The organism is Ralstonia sp. Ralssp110, assembly GCF_047325135.1.
Classification (GTDB): Bacteria; Pseudomonadota; Gammaproteobacteria; order Burkholderiales; family Burkholderiaceae; genus Ralstonia; species Ralstonia mojiangensis.
The window spans coordinates 1080455-1098710 of the sequence record NZ_CP168609.1; the positions used below are offsets into that span (position 1 = coordinate 1080455).

Consider the following 18256-nt stretch of genomic DNA (forward strand, 5'->3'; position numbering starts at 1 on the left):
ATTGCCATGTCCAATATCCTGCAATCCCAACTCGCCCGCCAAAACGGCGGCAATGGCGGCCCGCGTCTGGATGGTCGCGCCATCCAGCAACTGTTCGTGCGCTACAAGGTGCTGGCGCTGCTGCTCGCCGTCGCACTCATCTGGATCTTCTTCTACTTCCAGACCAACGGCACGTTCCTCAAGCCCAACAGCATCTCCAACCTGTTCCTGCAGATGTCGGTGACTGGCATGCTGGCCTGCGGCATGGTGTTCGTCATCATCGCGGGTGAGATCGATCTTTCGGTCGGCTCGCTGCTTGGCCTGCTGGGCGGGCTGGTTGCCATCCTCACCGTCAACCTCGGGTGGAACACCTGGCTGGCCGTGGGCACGGTGCTCGTGGCGGGCGCGGCCATCGGTGTGGTCAACGGCTTCATCACGACCAAGCTGCGTGTGCCCTCGTTCATCGTTGGCCTGGGCGGCATGCTGGCCTTCCGCGGCTTGCTGCAGTGGAGCACGGACAGCGTGACGATTGCCCCGGTGCCCGATGACCTCGGCAACCTCGCGCAAAGCTTCGTGCCGGCATGGCTGTCGTGGTCGCTGGCTGCTGTCATCGTTATCGGCTCGGTTGTGCTGACCGTGCGCCGACGTCGCGAGCGTGCCCGCCTGTCGCTCTCGCTCACGCCGATTTGGGCTGATGGGCTGAAGCTGCTGGCCATCGCTGCCGCCTCGTTTGGCTTCGTCTCGGTGCTCAACGACGCCAGCGGTGTGCCGCTGCCGGTGCTGATCCTGCTCGTGCTGCTGGCCATCTTCTCGTACGTCGCGACACAAACGGTATTCGGCCGTCACGTCTACGCAGTGGGCGGCAACATGGAAGCCACGCGCCTATCCGGCGTGAACGTCGGTCGCGTCAAGCTGCTGGTGTTCGTGCTGATGGGCCTAATGTGCGCCTTCGCGGGCATCATCACCACCGCACGTTCGGCGGCAGGTTCGCCCTCCGCCGGGGTGGGCGGCGAACTGGATGCCATCTCCGCCTGCTTCATCGGCGGCACGTCGATGCGCGGCGGATCGGGCACGGTGTACGGCGCGCTGATCGGCGCACTTGTCATGGCCAGCCTCGACAACGGCATGCAGCAAATGAACGTCGACGCCTCGTGGCAGATGATCGTCAAGGGCGTGGTGCTGGTGGTCGCGGTGCTGATCGACGTGCTGTCGGGCTCCAATCGCGGCTGACCTCGGCGGCTGACCCGTCGGCAAACGCCACACAACTTCTGGGCCCATCCGGCCCCCTTCCTGATCTGGAACGACACGGCGGCGCGCGATGATGTTGCAGCGCCAGCCGCCGGTCGCGCCTTTCTTTCCTTCATCCCGAACGGACTTCCACATCGTGGCTGACTACCAAACCCCTGCTCGCGTTCTTGTGACCGGCGTAGCTGGCAACCTGGGCCGCAAGGTCGTCGAGGCGCTGGCCTCCGCCCCGTGGTGCACCTCCATCATCGGCGTCGATTGGGTTGCACAGAACCTCGAGTTTTCGCCGCAAGCGGCCCAACGTTTTCAATGGGTCAAGGCCGACCTCACGCAAGCCGATGGCGCATGGACGAATCTGCTGAGCGACGTCGATGCGGTCATTCACTTGGCCGCCATCCACTCCACGCCAGACGCAACCTGGGAGCAAGCGCTGGCCTCCTACGGCATGACGCTCAACGTGCTGCAGGCTGCGGCCACGCACGGTGTGCGCCGCTTCGTGTTTGCCTCGTCCAACCACGCGATGGGCGCATACAAGGATCAACCCCTGGCCGGCACCATCGGCCCCGGCAAACTCACCGCCGAACTACCCCCCGCCCCAGGAACGCGCTGGAATAACGGCACAGAAGACGTCTACTCGCTTGCCTACGGAACGTCCAAGGCCATGGGCGAAAGGCTCTGCAAAGCAGTGGGCGCCGTCTCCGAAGCCAACGGCGGCAAGCTCTCGATCGTGTCGCTGCGCATCGGCTGGGCATTGCCCGACGAAAACGACCCCAACGACATCAACTATTCCGGCACCGCTGACGCACCCGTGCCGACCGAACTGCCCGATGAAGCCAGCCGCGTCGCGCTGCGCTGGTTCCGCAACATGTGGCTCTCGAATGGGGATCTGCGCCGGCTGTTCCTCTGCTCCATTACGGCCGACCCGTCGCGCTGGCCCGCACCGGCCATCGTCGTGAATGGCGTGTCGAACAATCGCGGAATGGATTGGGGCCTGGAGACCGGGCGCGAACTGCTGGGGTATGAGCCGCAGGATGATTTGTATGCGTTGATCACGCAACCGGCCTAATCACCACCTAACCGGCGGCCGAACTGCTCAACGCGCCGCCGGCGCACAAGTCGATTCCCGAATCACCAACTCATACTGCAAATTTTCGTGCACCGAATGCGGCTTCAGGCCCGGTAGATGCGGGCGGTGGATCGCAATGAGCTGCTCCACCGCTGCATGCGCCATCGCCTGGATCGGCTGACGCACGGTGGTGAGCGCCGGCCAGAGCTGGCGTGAGAGCGGCGTGTCGTCGTAGCCGCAAATGGAGAGCTCTTCCGGCACCTTGATGCCGCGCGCCTGCGCCACGCGCAGCACGCCGGCAGCCATGTCGTCGTTGCCTGCGAAGATGGCGGTCGGACGGGGCTCGCAGGACAACAACCGTTCAGCGCAGGCAACGCCCGACTCGAATGAATGCTCGCCCTGCTCGACCAGTCGTTCGTCGACTTCGATACCGGCCTGCGCCATCGCGTCGCGATAGCCGAATACGCGCTGATACGCCGCGCCGTGGGCGGGATCGCACACCACGAAGCCGATGCGGCGATGCCCGAGCCCGATCAGGTGCAGTGTCATGTCACGCGCGGCAGCGCGGTCTTCGGTATTGACGGACAGCCCTTTGTGCTCGCGATCGGCGGGGGCAAGGCGCACGTAGTCGATGCCAGCTTCATCCAGCGCTGTGATGAGCGACGGCACATCCGACACCGGCGGCGTCAGGATGATGCCGGCCAGTGCACGCTGGCGCGCACTCTGGATGATCTGCTCGGCGAGGTTCGGATCGCGGTAGTTGCAAGGGGTCAGCAGCAGGCTGTAATCGAGCGCCTGGCAGGCTTCGAGCGCGCCGTGCTGAATGTTGACGATGTAGTTGTCGGAGGGGTTGTCGTAGACCAGCGCGATGATGTCGGCGCGCTTGCTGGCCAGTCGACGGGCAGCCGGGTTGGGCCGATAGTCGAGCGTCTGCATCGCCTCGACCACCTTCGCGCGCGTCTTCTCGCTGATGTTGGGCTCGTGGTTCAGCACGCGCGAGACGGTCTTGATGGACACGCCCGCATGCGCGGCAACATCATCGACGGTGACAGCTCCTGCGTTGCGCTTCATGGTCTGACGATGGTCTGGCGAGAGTGGTTCTGGAACACGGAACGGGCGCTATCACGCGCCCGCCAATGTGTTTGATTTTACCGCCATCCCCCAAGCCGCGCGGCCAAAAAAACTAACGGGCGCTCAACCCCGAACGACCAATCGGCAGCCGAACGATGCCTTGCGCCAGGCTCACGCCCAGCAGAACGAGGCCGCCGCCGATCCAGTGATAGCCGTGCACCGTCTCGCCCAGCATCACCGCAGCCATACCCGCCGTGAAGACCGGCATCAGGTTCATCAACACCGCCGTACGCTCGCTGCCGATGCGCTTGAGCCCCTGCATCCACAAATACGACGCGGCGATCGACGAGGCGATGCCCGCATAGACCACCAGCCCGATGCCCTTGGCCGGCACGGCCAGGCTGTGTGCTGTCATGGCCAGGGGCACGAGCATCACGACGGCCACCAGCACCTGCACGTACAGGTTGAGCCACTGCCCGAACGGCAGCGCCCAACGGCGATAGAGGATGTTGTACAGCGCGTATGCAGTGGCGCCGGCAAGCACCAGCACGTCGCCATGGTTGATGCCGCCATCGAACAGGTTGGCAGGTTCTCCGCGCCCCAGCAGATACAGCACGCCCAGGAGCGACACCACCACGCCCGTCACTGCCTGCGCGCCGACAGGCTGACGAAATACCACCACGTTCAGGATCAGCCCCAGCATCGGGACCAGCGCCCCGATCACGCCCATGTTGGTCGCGCTCGTGCTGTGCGCCGCGTAATACGCCAGGCATTGGTACATCACCATGCCCAGCAGCGCGAGCGCCGCAAAGCGCCGCCACTGCGCCAGCACAGCCCGACGTTGGCGCCACAGCGGCCGCACGCAAAAAGGCGTCAGCACAATGGCCGCTAGCAACCACCGGTAGAACGAAATGGCCGCCGGGTCCACCACGCCGGCCGCGGCCTTCGACACGATGGTGTTGGCAGCCCAGATCAGCACCGCCAGCAAGGGATACAGCACAGGCACGACGGCCTCCTCGAACAATGGAAGAAGGCAGTTTAGTAATGTCCGGTTCAAAACATATACTTCAAACCAGACAATTTCACCCCTCGAAAGCGACAACCGTGGCCGACACCCTGTACACCGCCTACCGCGAAGCCGACCTACGCGTGCCGCAAGGCGCCCCGTTCTACTTTCGCTACGACCATTTCGAGCCCGAAACCGATATCGAGCCGCACACGCACCCGTGGGGCCAGATCAACCGCATCAGCCTGGGGTTGATGGAAGTGGTGGTCGATGGCCGCCGGCTGACCGCGCCCGCCGAATACGTGATCTGGGTGCCGGCCAATCAGCCACATTCGGCATCGATCCGGCAGGCGACGGACTTCCTCTCTGTGTACATGGCCGAACCGCTTGCGCAGAGGCTGCCACCCATGGCCTGCCTGATTCCGCAGACGCCACTGGTGCGCGCACTGTTCGAAGACTTCGCCACGCGCCGCGTCACCGCCATGACCGATGCGTGGGACTTGCGTCAGTTCGAATTGCTGGTGGAAATGCTGGTGCGCGCCGGTCACGCTGACAGCTACCTGCCAGACAGCACCGATCGCCAGCTTGAGCCCATCCTGCAAGCCATCCGCCTGGACCCCGCCGACACCACCACGCTGCAGCAATGGGCCGAACGCGTGCACAGCACCGAACGCACACTTGCGCGCCGCTTCCAGACCGAACTCGGCATGAGCTTCTTGCAATGGCGCAACCGCGTGCGCCTGCTGCGCGCGCTGGTGTGGCTCAAGGAAGACCGCCCGGTGCAGGACATTGCGCTCGCGCTCGGGTATGGAACGCCTTCGGCATTTATTGCGATGTTCCGCAAGCAGGTCGGGTTTTCGCCCGAGCGCTATCGCCGGCAGATGTGCGGCGAGACTGAACGCCCCACCGCCTAGACCATTGGCATCAAGCGACCGAATAGCCGCCGTCGGCTACCAAGGCGTGGCCCGAGACAAAACTCGCATCGTCCGACGCGAGGAAGGCCACGATGGTCGCCATCTCCTGCGCGCTGCCGACACGGCCCGCCGGGGTGCCCGCCGCAAAGTCATACATCGCTTCTGCAGACGGCCAAATGCCGCGATGGTGGAACGGCGTCTCGATCAGCCCCGGCGCCAGCGCGTTGACACGCACGCCTCGGCGAAACCATTCGATCGATGCCGTCTTCGTCATGCCGATCACCGCGTGCTTGGTGCCGATGTACAGGCCCGCGTTCTCGAAGCCAATCACACCGCCCATCGACGCATTGTTGATGATGCTGCCCGAGCCTTGGCGCAGCATCACCTCGGCCTCGTACTTCATCGAATGGAAGACGCCGCGCACGTTGGGGTCGAACACCTTGTCGTAGGTGGCGTCGGTCTGTTCGGTGAGCGGTGCGAATACGCCTTCGGTGCCTGCGTTGTTGAAGGCGATGTCCAAGCGCCCATACGTGGCGACGGTGAAGTCCACCATCTTGCGGATGTCGTCTTCGCGTGTGACATCGGCTTCAACGGCGGCCGCCTCGCCGCCTTGCGTGCGGATAGCCTCGACGAGCGCGTCGAGTTCCGGCTTGCGCCGTGCCGCCACGACCACCTTGGCGCCGCGCCGGGCCAGTTCAATTGCCGATGCGCGCCCGATGCCCGAGCTGGCGCCCGTCACGAGCGCAACCTTCTCTTTGAGTTGTGCGGATTGCGCGGATTGCGTGTTGATTTGCGTTGCTGCGTTCATTGCCGGCTCCTTGCCGTGAGTGGGTGAGCTGGCGCTCGGTTCTTCCGTGCTGCCAGACTTGGAGCCAAGTATGGATAGGCCAACCCGGCAAATAAATGGAATAATTCGGCAAACAAAATTCCCATTTCTGGAATTCAACAACGCCATGCAAGACCGTCTCGAACTGCTGCGCATCTTTGCCACGGCCGCCGGCACACCGACATTCCGCGAGGCGGCTGCACGGCTCGGCGTGTCTCCGCAGGCCGTCACGCGAGCGGTGCGCGAGCTGGAAGACACGCTGGGCGAAACGCTCTTTCATCGGAACACCCGCAGTGTGCAGATCACCCGCTACGGGCAAGACCTTGCCGCGCAAGCCCAGGCCGCATTACAGACCGTCGATGGCCTGTTCGAGCGTTCCTCCGCCAAGGCGACGGAGGCGAGCGGCATCGTACGTGTCACAGCGACTGCGCACATGGGGCGCACCTATGTCATGCCCGTGCTGACGGCGCTGATGCAGCAACACCCGGGTCTTGTCGCAGACCTTCGCCTGTCGGACGTGCCTTCCGCCGTGGTGGATGAGCAGATCGACGTGGGGGTACGCATTGGCTTCATCGGGGACAACCGCTTCGTGGCGCGCTCGGCCGGTAGCGTAGCGCTGTGGGTGGTGGCCGCGCCCGCGCTGCTTGCCCGCGTAGGCGAACCCAAGACGCTCGATGCACTGCTGGAATTGCCCGTCACCACGCTCATTAACCGCAGCGACGGCCGCGCCTGGCCGTGGGCTTTTCGCGACGACACCCAGCTCCAGCCTCACCGCACCGTCTTCGTGACTGATGACCCGGAAACTGAGATACAAGCGGCCTGTGCGGGCCTCGGCTTCACGCAGACCACGGAGTACCTGGCTCGCTCGCACGTGGAGCGCGGCGAACTGGTACGCGTGCTGCGGCGGTTCGAACCCCCACCTTGGACGCTCCACGTCTATCGCCCCCAGCGAGGGCCGGTGCCAACGCGGGTGCGGGTGGTCTTTGATGCGTTGGCCACGCAGTTGAAAACGCTTTGCCCCAGCTGAACAGAGGCAATACCGCGCCACAGCGACTAAAAACAATTGTGAGAAACCGCGCCGCAACGCCGTTTGCGGGCCGCAGTGTCCTTTAGAATTCGCTCTGTTGCAGATTTGGAAGTCCACACATGCGCACACCTCGGTTCGCATCTGCCCGGATGCTGGGCAGCGCGCTCGCCCTGAGCACGTTGGCACTCAGCGGTTGCAGTTCACTGATGTCGGAAGGCACGACCGCCGCAGCGGGTATCGGCGGGGCAGCTCTCGCTGCCAAGGTGACCGACAACGCGGCGGTGGCCACGGGCATCGGCCTGGGCGTGCAAGCCGGCGCACGGGCCGCGTTGCAACACAGCCAGCGCGTCGTCCACACAGAAACCCAAGACCACATCGCGCAGATTGCCGGCGCGCTGACCGACAACACCGTCGGCAACTGGCAGGTGAAGCACCGCATCCCCTTGGAGCCCGACGAACACGGCCGCGTGGTGGTCACGCGTTCGATCAACGGGCCGCTCGTCAACTGCAAGGAAATCCTCTTTACCGTCGACGGAATGGAAGATGGCGCCGCAAAGGTCGACTTCTTCGTCGCCTCCATCTGCCACGACGGCAAGCAATGGAAGTGGGCGACCGCGGAACCGGCCACGGCGCGATGGGGTTCGCTGCAATGAGCCGCGCGCGCTGGCTTGTAGCAGGATGTGCGGGCCTGATGGCCGGCTGCTCGTCGGTGGGGCCGTTGACCGGCGCGGCAGCGGGCGTGGCCACGGGCACTGTCACGGGCAACCCGGCGGTGGCCTATGGCGTGGCCGTGTCGGTCAACGCTGCGACCGATGCCTCCATCAAATACGCAACGCGCAAATGGGCCGCCAGCGAGCAGGATGCGCTGGCGATGGCAGTCGGGCGATTGAGCGACAGCACACCTTCGCTCAACTGGTCGCTCGAACGCATGATGGGCTTGACCAAGGCGCACGGGCAGGTCGTGCTGGTGCGCACGTTCACGACACCGCTGGCCACGTGCCGCGAGGCCGTCCTGACCGTTCAGGAAGCCCTGGCTCCCAAAAATGCGTCCGGCGCCGGTTACACGATCTATGCGTGCCAGAACGGCACCACGTGGCAATGGGCGAACGCGGAACCCGCCGTGCCGCGCTGGGGCAACCTGCAATAGCGCGCCTCGTACGTCAGGACCTGGCGGCAAGGCGCGTCACAGCGTCCTGCAGAAACCGCTTGCTCGCCTCGACAATCGTGCGCTGCATGGCCTCCTCCGGCATGGCACGCGCGATATGGATGGCACCCACGAGCTGCGCAATCATCGCCCACGCGGCATCGTCGTCGCCCAGGCGCCGCGCCAGGATCGCGTGCCCTTTGCACATCTCTTCCTGATACAGCTTGCGCACTGAGGCATCTGCGCGCGCGATCTCGGCTGCAAGGCCGGGCACGGCGCAACCCGCCTCGGGATGCTTCACGTGGGCAAGGCACAGGTAGCGATCCAGCTCGAAGCGCAGCCAATCTTCGGCCGTATCGTGCGGATTGCCGGCCCACATTTCGCGACTGGCGGCAAGTTCGGCCTCGATCAACGCCTTGAGCCAATCCGATTTGGAGCCGAAGTGGCTGTAGAACGCGCCGCTGGTCATGCCGGCCGCCTGCGCAAGCGCGTCCACGCCGGTCGCGGCAAAGCCGTTCACCTTGACCTTGCGGCCCGTGGCCTTCAGCAGCTCCTTGCGCTTTTCTTCCTTGTGACCGGGCTGGTATCGCATGTTTTCCCCTGCTTTTCCCCGCTTGACACTATGCAACCAGTAGCATAATTTTGTTTTCGGTAACGATCGTTATTCTATAAACGAGGTGGACATGGAGACAAGCAAGAACAAGGCGGCCCTCGTCATCGGCGCGGGCGATGCCACGGGCGGCGCCATCGCCAGACGCTTTGCGCGCGAGGGCTACATCGCCTGCGTCACGCGTCGCTCGGCCGACAAGCTGCAGCCGCTGGTCGAGGCGATCCGCGCGGAAGGCGGGCAGGCGCAGGGCTTCGCATCCGACGCGCGCAAGGAAGACGACGTCATCAAGCTCATCGACGACATCGAACGCGACGTCGGGGCCATCGAAGTGATGGTCTTCAACATTGGCGCCAACGTACCGAGCAGCATCCTGGAGGAGACCGCCCGCAAGTACTTCAAGATCTGGGAGATGGCGTGTTTTTCGGGCTTTCTGGCGGGGCGCGAAGTGGCCAGGCGCATGGTCACGCGCGGGCGCGGCACGATCCTTTTCACGGGTGCGACGGCCGGCATGCGCGGCGCGGCCAACTTTGCGGCGTTTGCGGGCGCCAAGCATGCGTTGCGCGCGCTGGCCCAGAGCATGGCGCGCGAGCTGGGCCCCAAGGGGATACATGTGGCGCATGTGGTGGTCGACGGCGCGATCGACACGGCGTTCATCCGCGAGAACTTTCCCGAGCGCTACGCGCTGAAAGACCAGGACGGCATCCTCAACCCCGAGCACATCGCCGAGAACTACTGGTATCTGCACACGCAGCCCCGCGATGCGTGGACCCATGAACTCGACCTGCGGCCCTGGATCGAGCGCTGGTAGAAGCCTGTTCCAAGCCCATCGCAACATCACGACACCAGGAGACACACGCATGAAGCAGGTCGAATTCTTCTTCGATGTGGGCAGCCCTTACAGCTACCTCGCGTATCACCAGTTGCCGAAGATCGCGCAAGCCAAGGGCGCGGACATTGTCTGGCGGCCGATGCTGCTGGGCGGCGTGTTCCAAGCCACTGGCAACAGCAGCCCGGCGACGATTCCCGCCAAGGGCCGCTACTCCAATGTGGATCTGGAACGCTGGGCAAAACACTTTGGCGTGCCGATCCAGCAGAACCCGCATTTTCCGATCAACACGCTGCAATTGATGCGCGGTGCGGTGGGCATGCAGTTGCGCAGCGATGCGGAATTCCACCGCTACCTCACCGCCATCTTCAGCGCGATGTTCGAGCACCCCCGCAATCTCGGTGATCTGCAGGAACTCGCTGCGGTGCTGGAAGCGGCCGGCATCTCACCCGCGCTGATGCTGGAGCTTGTGCAGGACGACCGCATCAAGCAGACGCTGCGCAAAACGACCGAGGAAGCTGTGGCGCGCGGCGTGTTCGGTGCGCCCACGTTCTTTGTCGGCGACGAGATGTTCTGGGGGCAGGATCGTCTGCACTTTGTGGAAGCGGCACTCGCGTAGACGCCCGCGGACGCTGACTTAAGCGTCAATCAGACGAGACATTAGAAAGTTTCACCTCAGATTGTTGGAGAACGAGCCGTTCTGGGGGATGCGCTTTCTGCGCGTCCTCTCTACGATGCGGGCGCGCATTCGGTGCGGGGGCAGCGCAGCAGCCATGTGCGCTGTGGCATCGAAGCGGCTTTCCAAACTCCAATCAACAAAAAGGACTTTCATGTTTCGCATTTTCGCATCCGGTATTGCGCTCTCTTTTGCCCTGTCGGGCTGCGCGGTCAGCGTCGGCAGTGGAACGGGCGTTGACAAGATTGCCGACGCCACGCAGGAATCGCTGCAAAAGCAATTCGTGCCGGGCGTCGCCAAGCGCGAGGACGTAGCGCTCGAACTGGGTGCACCAAGCGACAAGGCTACGGCCGGCGGTCTCGACATCTGGAACTATCGCTACGCGCGCAATGCGGCAATCGGCGTGGTGTTTGTCGGGATTCCGATTGGTTCGAAGAAGATCGCGTCGTTCTACTTCGACGATGCGGACGGCGTGCTCAAGAAGATCGAATACAAGGTTCTGCAGCAGTAACCCGTCACACCTGCCGCGCCCGCCACCCAGGGCGCGGGCGCGGCATGGCCAACGTCCGCACTCGCGGTAGCACGTCAATTCCCCCATCCCAATCCGCGAATCCTCTTGGCTTGTGTAATTTAATACGAATCATTATCATTTGTATTCTCAACAAAACTGAACACTGCCATGCACGGTATTGCCCTCCTGCTCGGGCTGCTGGCGGCGGGCTGCCTGTATGCGGCCGCGCCCAATCAAGTGCTGCTCGCGCCCGCTTCGCGCCTGCGTGGGCGCGCGCTGTGTAGCGCCGCCGTTGCGTTGTCGGTCATTGCCGTCGCGCTGTGGAACGACGCGCTCGGCTGGCCGGGGGCAACCATCGCGGTGGTGCTGGTGGTGACGGGGGCCTTGTCGCTATGGCCCATGTTGGGTGCGTGGACACATCAACGGCGTGCAGGCATTGGGGCACGGTCATGACCGGCATGGGCACCAAGTGGCTGGCCGGTACCGTGCTCGGGCTGCCGCTGTCGGTCGCGCTGTGCACGCTGGCGATCCTGTGGCTGCCGGGCGGCTGGGAAAGCGGCGTCATCGGCGCCCTGCTCGTGTGCCTGCCGCTGTGGGCCGTGATCATCAGCGTAAGCGTGTTGTTTCCGACCAGTGCCCGCGCGTGGACCGTGCTGGCGGCCGCCAATGCCGTGTCATACGGCGCGCTGTGGCTGCCGCGCCTGTTGGTGGCCTGACCTCGCCATGAAATCGACGACCTTACGTCTGTATCAGACGCTGCATACCTGGATGGGCCTGATAGCGGGCTGGGCGCTGTTCATCGCGTTCTTTGCGGGCGCGCTCACTGTGTTCCATGAAGAACTGCATGCGTGGCAGAACCCGCTGCGCGCTGACCATTCCGCCATTGCCACCAAGCCGGCCGATATCGATCACTTCGTGAACGCGCTGGTGCGCACGCACCCGGCCGCTGCCGCGAGCGCGTACGTCATATTCCCCAACGAGGGCGAGCCGGATTTCTCCGCGTATTGGCAGAACAGCAAGGGCGATTGGCAAATGACGACCGGCAGTGGGCTCGCTGCCGGCAAGACCTCACCGAAAGACCTGTCGATCGAGCCGTCGAAGGGCGAGCTGGCCAATTTCCTGAATCGGCTGCACTACTCGCTGGGTCTAGAAGAACCGGGTATGTACTTCATGGGCGCGATTTCGGTGCTCTATGGCGTGGCGCTCATATCGGGCGTGCTACTGCACCTGCCCCGCCTGAAGAAGGATCTGCTGGCCGTGCGTCCGGGACGCAACCTCAAGCGCTTCTGGATGGACATGCACAACGTGCTCGGACTGTTCAGCCTGCCCTTCCACCTGATCTTTGCGATCACCGCGCCGGTGCTGTGTCTGAGCATCGTACTGATGACCGTGTTCAACACCGTAGCGCTCAACGGCAAGCTGTTCGATGCGGTGCCGCGTGTGACGACGGCGGCCGGCACTGTGGTTGCGGCCAATCATGCGGCGCCGATGTTGCCGGCTGAGCAACTGCTCGCCCGTGCACGCGAATTGGCCGATCCGAACTTCACCGTCAAGTCGATCCACTACCAGCACATTGGCGATGCAAATGCCGTGGCGGAACTGCGCGGCAGCAGCACACGAGCGGTCGGCGACTACGGGTCGTTGGCGATTCGCGCGGCTGCCAACCAGCCCGACAGCGGCAAGCTCGTCGGCAACCAGACGCCCGATGCGCGCGACACCAATCACGCCGTCTACAGCCTTGTCTACGGCCTGCACTTCGGCACTTACGGCGACATCGTCCTGCGTCTCGCGTATCTCGTGATGGGGCTGGCGGGGGCGTTCGTCTTTTACTCGGGCAACCTGCTGTGGATCGAATCGCGCCGCAAGCAACGCAAGGCCGATCAGCCACGCGTGCATCAGCTGCTGGCGCGCGCCACGGTTGGCGTGTGCATCGGATGCTGCGTCGGCGTCATGGCGACATTCCCGGCGGCGCTGCTGTGGCCCGAGCGTTCGGTGGGCGTGACGTACTACACCGTGTTCTTCGCGGCGATTGCCTGGGCGATGCTGCGGCCGCCAGCACGCGGCGCCGTCGAACTGCTGAGCGCTGCCGCCATCGCGGCTGTGCTTGCGCCCATCACCAACGCCGTCGTGACCGGCGACCACCTGCTGCGCACGATGGCGCGCGGCGACTGGATGGTGGCCGGTTTTGACCTGGGCGCACTAGCGCTCGCGTGCGGCTTTGTCGGCCTTGCGCGCGCGACGCTGCGCCGGGCGCGCCACGGTGCGCCCGATTCTGTCTGGGCGATGCCGGCGCGTGAATCGCGCGTGGGCAACGACCTGCATCCGAGCGTCGCCAGAGAGCCATAGCTCTACACGCCGCCACCAAGAAACCACAACCACCCGCACAGGACTCGCGCATGCCGCTCGCCGGCACGCACGCGACTGCGCACGCCTGCACACAACATTGATCCAGGGGAGCTTGATCATGCGAGCCGCTGCCTTACCACCCGCTTCACGCCGTTCCATCAACCGCCTTCGTCCAACGCCGCTGGCACGCCGGCTCGCGCTGGCTTTCGCCGCCATGGGCGCAGCCGCATCGGCCTACGCGCAGCAGACAACCACGCAGGTCGACCTGCCCGCCACGCAAGTCACCGCAGGCAAACCCGCCGCCTACGGTGCGAAACAGGCCAGCACCGGCGCACTGGGCGACAAGGCCGTGCTCGACACGCCGTTCACCGTCAACGTTGCCACGCAAGAGCTGATCCAGAACCGTCAGGCGCAGACCATCGGGGAGGTGTTCAAGGGCGATCCGGCGGTCACCGCCAACAACGACGGCTACATCGGCGAGGCGTCGAACATCACCATCCGCGGCTTGCAGCTCGACCTGCTGGAGGGCTACAAGGTCGACGGCCTGGCCGTCCCCAACTGGGGCAGCGATGTTCCGCTCGAACACTTCGAACGTGTGGAACTGCTCAAGGGGCTATCGGGTTTCATGTATGGCTTCGGCACCCCGGGCGGCATCGCCAATTTCGTGACCAAACGCCCGACCAACACCTTTGGCGGCAGCGCGACGTTCGGCTTTACCAGCGGCGGCACGCTCAAGGAATCGCTCGATGTCGGCGGACGCTTCGGCCCGACCAAGGCCCTGGGCGCGCGCCTGGGTGTGGTGCATGAAGAAGGCGACACCTTTGTCGACGGCGGCCATATCAAGCGCGACTCCGCATCGCTCGCGCTCGATGCGCGCATCACGCCTGATCTGCAGTGGTCGTTCGACGGCCTGTACATGCAGCGCAACGTACAGGGCGCCTACTACGGCATCATCCCCGGCCAGGATTTTGGTGTGCCGGTCACGGAGTTCGTACGCACGCCGCGCGCCATTGACGGCAGCCAACGCGTGTCATCGCGCGGGTCGTATTACGAGACCGAGATCAAATCCGTCGGCACCGAACTGAACTGGGCCGCCACGCCAGATTGGAACGTGCGCGCCGCCTATCGCTACACGCAGCAGAACCGAGGCAATGCCGACAGCGCGATCCAGCTGACGGACAACGCGGGCAACTTCAGCGAGTTGCAGTACAGCTCGTACCAGCGCTACCAATACAGCCAGGCGCAGGTGATGGCCAACGGCAAGGTGCGCGCGGGCCCGATCGAGCATGAACTTGTCTTCGGCACGTCATGGCAGAGTCTCACGCAAGCCACGGGCGGCTTTGCTTCCACGATTCTCGGCACCGGAAACCTGTACGACACGTCCGCGTTCGTGTCGTCGGGGGCGACACCGATGCGGGTGCCCTCGTCCGACGGTCTGGCTCGCACATCCAGGATCGACCAGACCGCCGTCTTTGCCAGCGACACGGCCAAGTTCAACGAGCACTGGTCGGTGCTTGGCGGGTTGCGCTATACGCGTTTCAACCAGACCGGCTACAACACCGACGGCAGCACCTCAGCCCAGTACGACCGTGAACCGATCACGCCCACGCTGGCGGTGATGTTCAAACCCGTGCAGCCGGTGACGCTGTACACGAGCTATGTGGAATCGCTGGAGGCAGGTGCCAGCGCACCGATCACAGCACTCAACGCGGGCACGGTATTCGGGCCGCTCAAGAGCAAGCAGGTGGAGGTAGGTGCCAAGGCCGAACTGCACGACTGGACATTCGGCGCGGCGCTGTTCCAGGTGCAGCGCGGGCTGGCGTATCTGCGGCCGGACAACGTCTATACGCAAGACGGCATGACGCGTTATCGCGGGCTCGAATTGAGCGCACGCGGCAAGCTCGCGCGTGACTGGACGCTGCTGGGCGGGGTGCTGTTCATGAATTCCGAGAATACGGAATCCGATGCCTCCGTGCTGGGAAAACGCGCCTATGGATCGCCACGCTTCAAGGCGACGGCATATGTGGAATATGCCGTGCCGCCGGTGCCGGGGCTCGTGCTGTCGGCAGGTGGCCAGTACGTCGGCAACTCGGCGCTTGAAGCCGACAACAGCAACATCGTGCCGGGGTATCACACGTTTGATGTGGGGGCGCGGTATTCGACCAAGGTGGGCGGCAAGCCGGTGACGCTGCGGTTCAATGTCGACAACCTGACAAATGAGAAGTACTGGTTGCCGAGTTGGGGGTTCATTCTGGTGCAGGGGGCGCCTCGGACGTTTAGGGCTAGTGCTACGGTTTATTTTTGATTTTTCTGTTTTTGCTTTTGTTTCGTGTTGTTGGTGCGCCCCTTGTTTCATCCCCTGCCGGGGCTGACTCACTTTCTTTGGTCTTGCCCAAAGAAAGTAAGCAAAGAAATGCGCGCCCGAGATGGCGACCCATTCCTTGAATTTCTGTAACCGTGCGGGGAAGGAGGCAAACTCGCTTCGCTCAGACAAGCCTCCTTCCTTTTTCCGCCCGCTTACAGAAATTCAAGGCGCCATCTAGGGCAGGGAAAGTCAAACGACAACAGCCAAACCGTCGGGGCACAAGCCCAAACGAAAAGGCCAGCCTCGCGACGGGTTGGCCTTTTTCTTTTGACGTTGAGCCCTTGATGGCGCCTTGAATTTTCGTAAGCGGGCGGAAAAAAGGTGGGGAACTGTCTGAGCGAAGCGAGTTTTCCCCACCGCCGCCCGGTTACGCAAATTCAAGGAGTCTTTCGCCATCTCGGGCGCGCCTTTCTTTTGCCTACTTTTCTTTGGCAAGACAAAGAAAAGTAGGTCGGTCCCGGCAGGGAACGAAACAGAGGTGGACCACCAACACACAAAAAAACAAGTTGCATATCTAACCATCATCCCCTACCATCCACATCACCATGTTCGACCACTGCCTCTACTTCAACACCACCGCCCTGGCCCGCAAACTCGACCGCGTCTGGGCAGACGCCTTTGCGCCGTTCGATCTCACGCCGCCGCAAGGCTTCATGCTCCGTGCGATCGTAGACCGCCCGGGCATGCTGCAAAGCGAGCTGTCGGAAGCGATGTCGGTCACGCGTCCCACGGCAACGCGCGCGCTGGATGGCCTGGAAGCCAAGGGCTTGATCGAACGCCGCAAAACGGAAGCCGACGGCCGCGAGACCGCCATCTTTCCGACGCGGGAAGCGGTCAAGATCGGTGCAGCGTTGAACGAGGCAAGCGGCGCCGTCACCGCAAGGTTGAAGCGCGTGCTTGGCAGTAACGAATTCACCGATACGGTGACGAAGATCCGAGGTGTGCGCTCCACCCTGACATGAGCGTCCGTTTTTTTTTGATTAAATAATTGCATTGCTAACTAATAAGGGAAACCATCATGCCCATCCTCAACGTCAAAGTCAGCGCCAAACGTTCTGCAGAAATGACGCAGAAGATCGCCAGCACCTTGCTGGAACTCACCTCCCGCATCCTGGGCAAAGACCCCAAGGTCACGGCCATTGCCATCGACTATGTCGACCCGGAAGACTGGATCGTCGGCGGGCAGACGCTGGCCGCACAGGGCAAGAACAGCGTCTATTTCGACATCAAGGTGACGGACGAAACGAACACCAAGGCGGAGAAGGCGCAGTACATCGCCGAGGCGTTCACGGCGTTTGCCGAGCTGCTCGGCAATCTGCACGAAGAGAGCTATATCTATGTGCAGGACGTTCGCGCCGCAGCTTACGGCTACGGCGGCAAGACGCAGGAGTACCGCTACCACCACGCGTAAATGTGCCGATCGCGTCTCTCCCACCAACTAAAGAACAGGTGACATCATGAACCGCATGAGCGCTTTCTTCGCGGCCAGTTGGCTGGCCGCCGCGTTGCTGTACTTTGGCCAACATTCGTTACCGCTGACCGCGCTGTCGGGTGTGGTGTTGCTGGCCGGCTTCGATCTGCTGCGTCCGTGAAACTTCAGCGGGTGCGGTGCTGCGCCCGGTACTGCAAGGGGCTGCAACCCTGGCCGGCAGAGAACGCGCGGCTGAGTGCGCTGACGCTGCCGTAGCCGCATTCATCGGCAATGTGATCGAGCGGCTGCCGGCCCGTTCGCAGCAGAAACGCCGCCAGTTCCAGCCGCAGCGTCGCCACGTAGCGCCGCAGGTTACTGCCGGTGGCGGCGGCAAACCGGCGCGTCAAGGTCCGCTCACTCATTGCTGCCTGGGCGGCCAGCTCCGCCAGCGTTGGAGGCGCTGCCAGTTCCCGTTCGACGATGTCCTGGATGGCGAGCATGGCCGCATCGCCGTGGCGCTTGAACTGAGCCGTCCACACGGCCATGTGTTCGTATGACGGCAGGGATTGCGTGAGCGCCGTGCGCAGCATCCGCCGCGACGCACCTGCCCCGCGGCAGTGATCGATGACGTACGCGCACGCGTCCACAGCGGGGTTGATGCCGCTGACGGTGATGATGCGGCCATCCACCGCAAGCGGCCGGTCGGGCGTGTAATGCACGTTTGGAAAATGCCGTGCGAACCAGGCGCGCTCGCTCGCCAGCCCAGTCGCTCTACAACCATCCAGCAGGCCCGCCTTGGCGAACAGCGGCGCTGCGTTCATGCCGACCACCAGGGCGCCGGCCTCATAACGCCTGCGCAGCCAATCGGCGATGTGCGCTTCTTCGGCATCCAATGTCGCCTCCGGAGCGAACTGTGCGGGCACGATCACGACGTCGTAGGGCGCATCGGTCAACGCGGCGGTGGCGGGCACAGGCATATCGCCAAAGCTTCGGACGGCCGCCCCATCGGCTGACAACACATCGATATCGAAGAGCCGGCTGCCCATCACATCCACGCTGCGCGCCTGCATGGTGCCGGCCACCAGCAACATCTCCTGGGTCAGAAACACGTAACCGGCAAACAGGCGCGGCGGCAGCAGGATGCCAATGCGCGCCCGCGTGTGCAAACCGGCGCGTTTGGAGGCAGCTTTCGGCTGGCGCTTCATATCAATAAAGTGGCGATCCAGATCAACC

21 protein-coding genes are annotated in these 18256 nt (G+C 63.6%); 16 read left to right on the plus strand and 5 right to left on the minus strand.

Annotation, left to right across the window (positions count from 1 at the left end; genetic code table 11):
* The first annotated feature begins 6 nt into the window (after window positions 1-6).
* Window positions 7-1209 (plus strand): sugar ABC transporter permease, encoded by a 1203-nt coding sequence (locus tag ACEN9T_RS05505; protein WP_413705741.1) that lies wholly within the window; start codon window positions 7-9, stop codon window positions 1207-1209.
* A 154-nt stretch (window positions 1210-1363) separates the two neighbouring features.
* Window positions 1364-2290: an NAD-dependent epimerase/dehydratase family protein gene (locus ACEN9T_RS05510; protein ID WP_413705742.1), complete on the plus strand. Its 927-nt coding sequence runs from the start codon at window positions 1364-1366 to the stop codon at window positions 2288-2290.
* A 27-nt stretch (window positions 2291-2317) separates the two neighbouring features.
* Here ACEN9T_RS05510 and ACEN9T_RS05515 read toward each other — a convergent pair whose 3' ends face one another.
* The gene (locus tag ACEN9T_RS05515) at window positions 2318-3361 is read right to left on the minus strand and encodes a LacI family DNA-binding transcriptional regulator (protein ID WP_092970879.1); all 1044 of its coding nucleotides are present in this window, start codon (window positions 3359-3361) and stop codon (window positions 2318-2320) included.
* Between the two features lie 112 nt (window positions 3362-3473).
* Window positions 3474-4367, minus strand: a complete 894-nt coding sequence (locus ACEN9T_RS05520) for a DMT family transporter (RefSeq protein ID WP_092971328.1) — start codon at window positions 4365-4367, stop codon at window positions 3474-3476.
* Between the two features lie 98 nt (window positions 4368-4465).
* Between ACEN9T_RS05520 and ACEN9T_RS05525 the strand changes: the two genes are divergently transcribed.
* On the plus strand, window positions 4466-5281 hold the full coding sequence (locus ACEN9T_RS05525; RefSeq protein WP_413705743.1) for an AraC family transcriptional regulator: 816 nt from the start codon (window positions 4466-4468) through the stop codon (window positions 5279-5281).
* A gap of 10 nt (window positions 5282-5291) precedes the next feature.
* Here the strand turns inward: ACEN9T_RS05525 and ACEN9T_RS05530 are convergent, their stop codons facing one another.
* The gene (locus ACEN9T_RS05530; protein WP_413705744.1) at window positions 5292-6089 is read right to left on the minus strand and encodes an SDR family NAD(P)-dependent oxidoreductase; all 798 of its coding nucleotides are present in this window, start codon (window positions 6087-6089) and stop codon (window positions 5292-5294) included.
* Between the two features lie 145 nt (window positions 6090-6234).
* On the opposite strand from ACEN9T_RS05530, the gene ACEN9T_RS05535 reads away from it, so the two are divergent.
* The 3 genes from ACEN9T_RS05535 (at window position 6235) to ACEN9T_RS05545 (ending at window position 8281) form a co-directional block, all read left to right on the plus strand.
* Window positions 6235-7134, plus strand: coding sequence for a LysR family transcriptional regulator (locus ACEN9T_RS05535; RefSeq protein ID WP_413705745.1), 900 nt, complete (start codon window positions 6235-6237; stop codon window positions 7132-7134).
* A gap of 119 nt (window positions 7135-7253) precedes the next feature.
* Window positions 7254-7787, plus strand: coding sequence for a hypothetical protein (locus ACEN9T_RS05540; RefSeq protein WP_413705746.1), 534 nt, complete (start codon window positions 7254-7256; stop codon window positions 7785-7787).
* A 38-nt stretch (window positions 7788-7825) separates the two neighbouring features.
* Window positions 7826-8281 carry a hypothetical protein gene (locus tag ACEN9T_RS05545; RefSeq protein ID WP_413705747.1) on the plus strand — a complete coding sequence of 152 codons (456 nt, stop codon included), beginning with the start codon at window positions 7826-7828 and terminating at the stop codon, window positions 8279-8281.
* 13 nt (window positions 8282-8294) lie between these two features.
* On the opposite strand, the gene ACEN9T_RS05550 is transcribed toward ACEN9T_RS05545, so the two are convergent.
* Window positions 8295-8870, minus strand: coding sequence for a TetR/AcrR family transcriptional regulator (locus ACEN9T_RS05550; RefSeq protein ID WP_413705748.1), 576 nt, complete (start codon window positions 8868-8870; stop codon window positions 8295-8297).
* Between the two features lie 91 nt (window positions 8871-8961).
* Here ACEN9T_RS05550 and ACEN9T_RS05555 point away from each other — a divergent pair, with 91 nt between their 5' ends.
* The 10 genes from ACEN9T_RS05555 to ACEN9T_RS05600 all read left to right on the plus strand — a co-directional run bounded on the left by ACEN9T_RS05555 (window position 8962) and on the right by ACEN9T_RS05600 (window position 17204).
* The gene (locus ACEN9T_RS05555) at window positions 8962-9696 is read left to right on the plus strand and encodes an SDR family oxidoreductase (protein ID WP_413705749.1); all 735 of its coding nucleotides are present in this window, start codon (window positions 8962-8964) and stop codon (window positions 9694-9696) included.
* Window positions 9697-9745: 49 nt separating this feature from the next.
* Window positions 9746-10333: a 2-hydroxychromene-2-carboxylate isomerase gene (locus tag ACEN9T_RS05560; RefSeq protein WP_092970871.1), complete on the plus strand. Its 588-nt coding sequence runs from the start codon at window positions 9746-9748 to the stop codon at window positions 10331-10333.
* A gap of 211 nt (window positions 10334-10544) precedes the next feature.
* A complete protein-coding gene (locus ACEN9T_RS05565; protein ID WP_413705750.1) occupies window positions 10545-10901 on the plus strand; it encodes a hypothetical protein in 357 nt (118 codons plus the stop codon).
* A gap of 168 nt (window positions 10902-11069) precedes the next feature.
* Window positions 11070-11354: a hypothetical protein gene (locus ACEN9T_RS05570; RefSeq protein WP_413705751.1), complete on the plus strand. Its 285-nt coding sequence runs from the start codon at window positions 11070-11072 to the stop codon at window positions 11352-11354.
* Entirely contained in the window at window positions 11351-11617 is a 267-nt protein-coding gene (locus tag ACEN9T_RS05575; RefSeq protein ID WP_092970868.1) for a hypothetical protein, read from the plus strand. The genes ACEN9T_RS05570 and ACEN9T_RS05575 overlap by 4 nt, the downstream gene beginning before the upstream one ends.
* Window positions 11618-11624: 7 nt before the next feature.
* Window positions 11625-13247 carry a PepSY-associated TM helix domain-containing protein gene (locus ACEN9T_RS05580; protein WP_413705752.1) on the plus strand — a complete coding sequence of 541 codons (1623 nt, stop codon included), beginning with the start codon at window positions 11625-11627 and terminating at the stop codon, window positions 13245-13247.
* Between the two features lie 118 nt (window positions 13248-13365).
* Entirely contained in the window at window positions 13366-15552 is a 2187-nt protein-coding gene (locus ACEN9T_RS05585; RefSeq protein ID WP_413705753.1) for a TonB-dependent siderophore receptor, read from the plus strand.
* A 605-nt stretch (window positions 15553-16157) separates the two neighbouring features.
* Window positions 16158-16574, plus strand: coding sequence for a MarR family winged helix-turn-helix transcriptional regulator (locus tag ACEN9T_RS05590; RefSeq protein ID WP_045205663.1), 417 nt, complete (start codon window positions 16158-16160; stop codon window positions 16572-16574).
* A 56-nt stretch (window positions 16575-16630) separates the two neighbouring features.
* Window positions 16631-17023, plus strand: coding sequence for a 4-oxalocrotonate tautomerase family protein (locus ACEN9T_RS05595; RefSeq protein WP_316882572.1), 393 nt, complete (start codon window positions 16631-16633; stop codon window positions 17021-17023).
* Between the two features lie 46 nt (window positions 17024-17069).
* Window positions 17070-17204 (plus strand): hypothetical protein, encoded by a 135-nt coding sequence (locus ACEN9T_RS05600; RefSeq protein WP_004632518.1) that lies wholly within the window; start codon window positions 17070-17072, stop codon window positions 17202-17204.
* Between the two features lie 4 nt (window positions 17205-17208).
* Here ACEN9T_RS05600 and ACEN9T_RS05605 read toward each other — a convergent pair whose 3' ends face one another.
* Entirely contained in the window at window positions 17209-18228 is a 1020-nt protein-coding gene (locus ACEN9T_RS05605) for a GlxA family transcriptional regulator (RefSeq protein WP_413706602.1), read from the minus strand.
* Between the last annotated feature and the right edge of the window lie 28 nt (window positions 18229-18256).

Bases quoted from the DNA above. Each gene is read 5' to 3' on its own strand.
- ACEN9T_RS05505 (WP_413705741.1), top strand. From the start codon at position 7: ATGTCCAATATCCTGCAATCCCAACTCGCCCGCCAAAACGGCGGCAAT.
- ACEN9T_RS05515 (WP_092970879.1), bottom strand. From the start codon at position 3,361: ATGAAGCGCAACGCAGGAGCTGTCACCGTCGATGATGTTGCCGCGCAT.
- ACEN9T_RS05530 (WP_413705744.1), bottom strand. From the start codon at position 6,089: ATGAACGCAGCAACGCAAATCAACACGCAATCCGCGCAATCCGCACAA.
- ACEN9T_RS05535 (WP_413705745.1), top strand. From the start codon at position 6,235: ATGCAAGACCGTCTCGAACTGCTGCGCATCTTTGCCACGGCCGCCGGC.
- ACEN9T_RS05540 (WP_413705746.1), top strand. From the start codon at position 7,254: ATGCGCACACCTCGGTTCGCATCTGCCCGGATGCTGGGCAGCGCGCTC.
- ACEN9T_RS05545 (WP_413705747.1), top strand. From the start codon at position 7,826: ATGGCCGGCTGCTCGTCGGTGGGGCCGTTGACCGGCGCGGCAGCGGGC.
- ACEN9T_RS05550 (WP_413705748.1), bottom strand. From the start codon at position 8,870: ATGCGATACCAGCCCGGTCACAAGGAAGAAAAGCGCAAGGAGCTGCTG.
- ACEN9T_RS05555 (WP_413705749.1), top strand. From the start codon at position 8,962: ATGGAGACAAGCAAGAACAAGGCGGCCCTCGTCATCGGCGCGGGCGAT.
- ACEN9T_RS05560 (WP_092970871.1), top strand. From the start codon at position 9,746: ATGAAGCAGGTCGAATTCTTCTTCGATGTGGGCAGCCCTTACAGCTAC.
- ACEN9T_RS05565 (WP_413705750.1), top strand. From the start codon at position 10,545: ATGTTTCGCATTTTCGCATCCGGTATTGCGCTCTCTTTTGCCCTGTCG.
- ACEN9T_RS05570 (WP_413705751.1), top strand. From the start codon at position 11,070: ATGCACGGTATTGCCCTCCTGCTCGGGCTGCTGGCGGCGGGCTGCCTG.
- ACEN9T_RS05575 (WP_092970868.1), top strand. From the start codon at position 11,351: ATGACCGGCATGGGCACCAAGTGGCTGGCCGGTACCGTGCTCGGGCTG.
- ACEN9T_RS05580 (WP_413705752.1), top strand. From the start codon at position 11,625: ATGAAATCGACGACCTTACGTCTGTATCAGACGCTGCATACCTGGATG.
- ACEN9T_RS05585 (WP_413705753.1), top strand. From the start codon at position 13,366: ATGCGAGCCGCTGCCTTACCACCCGCTTCACGCCGTTCCATCAACCGC.
- ACEN9T_RS05590 (WP_045205663.1), top strand. From the start codon at position 16,158: ATGTTCGACCACTGCCTCTACTTCAACACCACCGCCCTGGCCCGCAAA.
- ACEN9T_RS05595 (WP_316882572.1), top strand. From the start codon at position 16,631: ATGCCCATCCTCAACGTCAAAGTCAGCGCCAAACGTTCTGCAGAAATG.
- ACEN9T_RS05600 (WP_004632518.1), top strand. From the start codon at position 17,070: ATGAACCGCATGAGCGCTTTCTTCGCGGCCAGTTGGCTGGCCGCCGCG.
- ACEN9T_RS05605 (WP_413706602.1), bottom strand. From the start codon at position 18,228: ATGAAGCGCCAGCCGAAAGCTGCCTCCAAACGCGCCGGTTTGCACACG.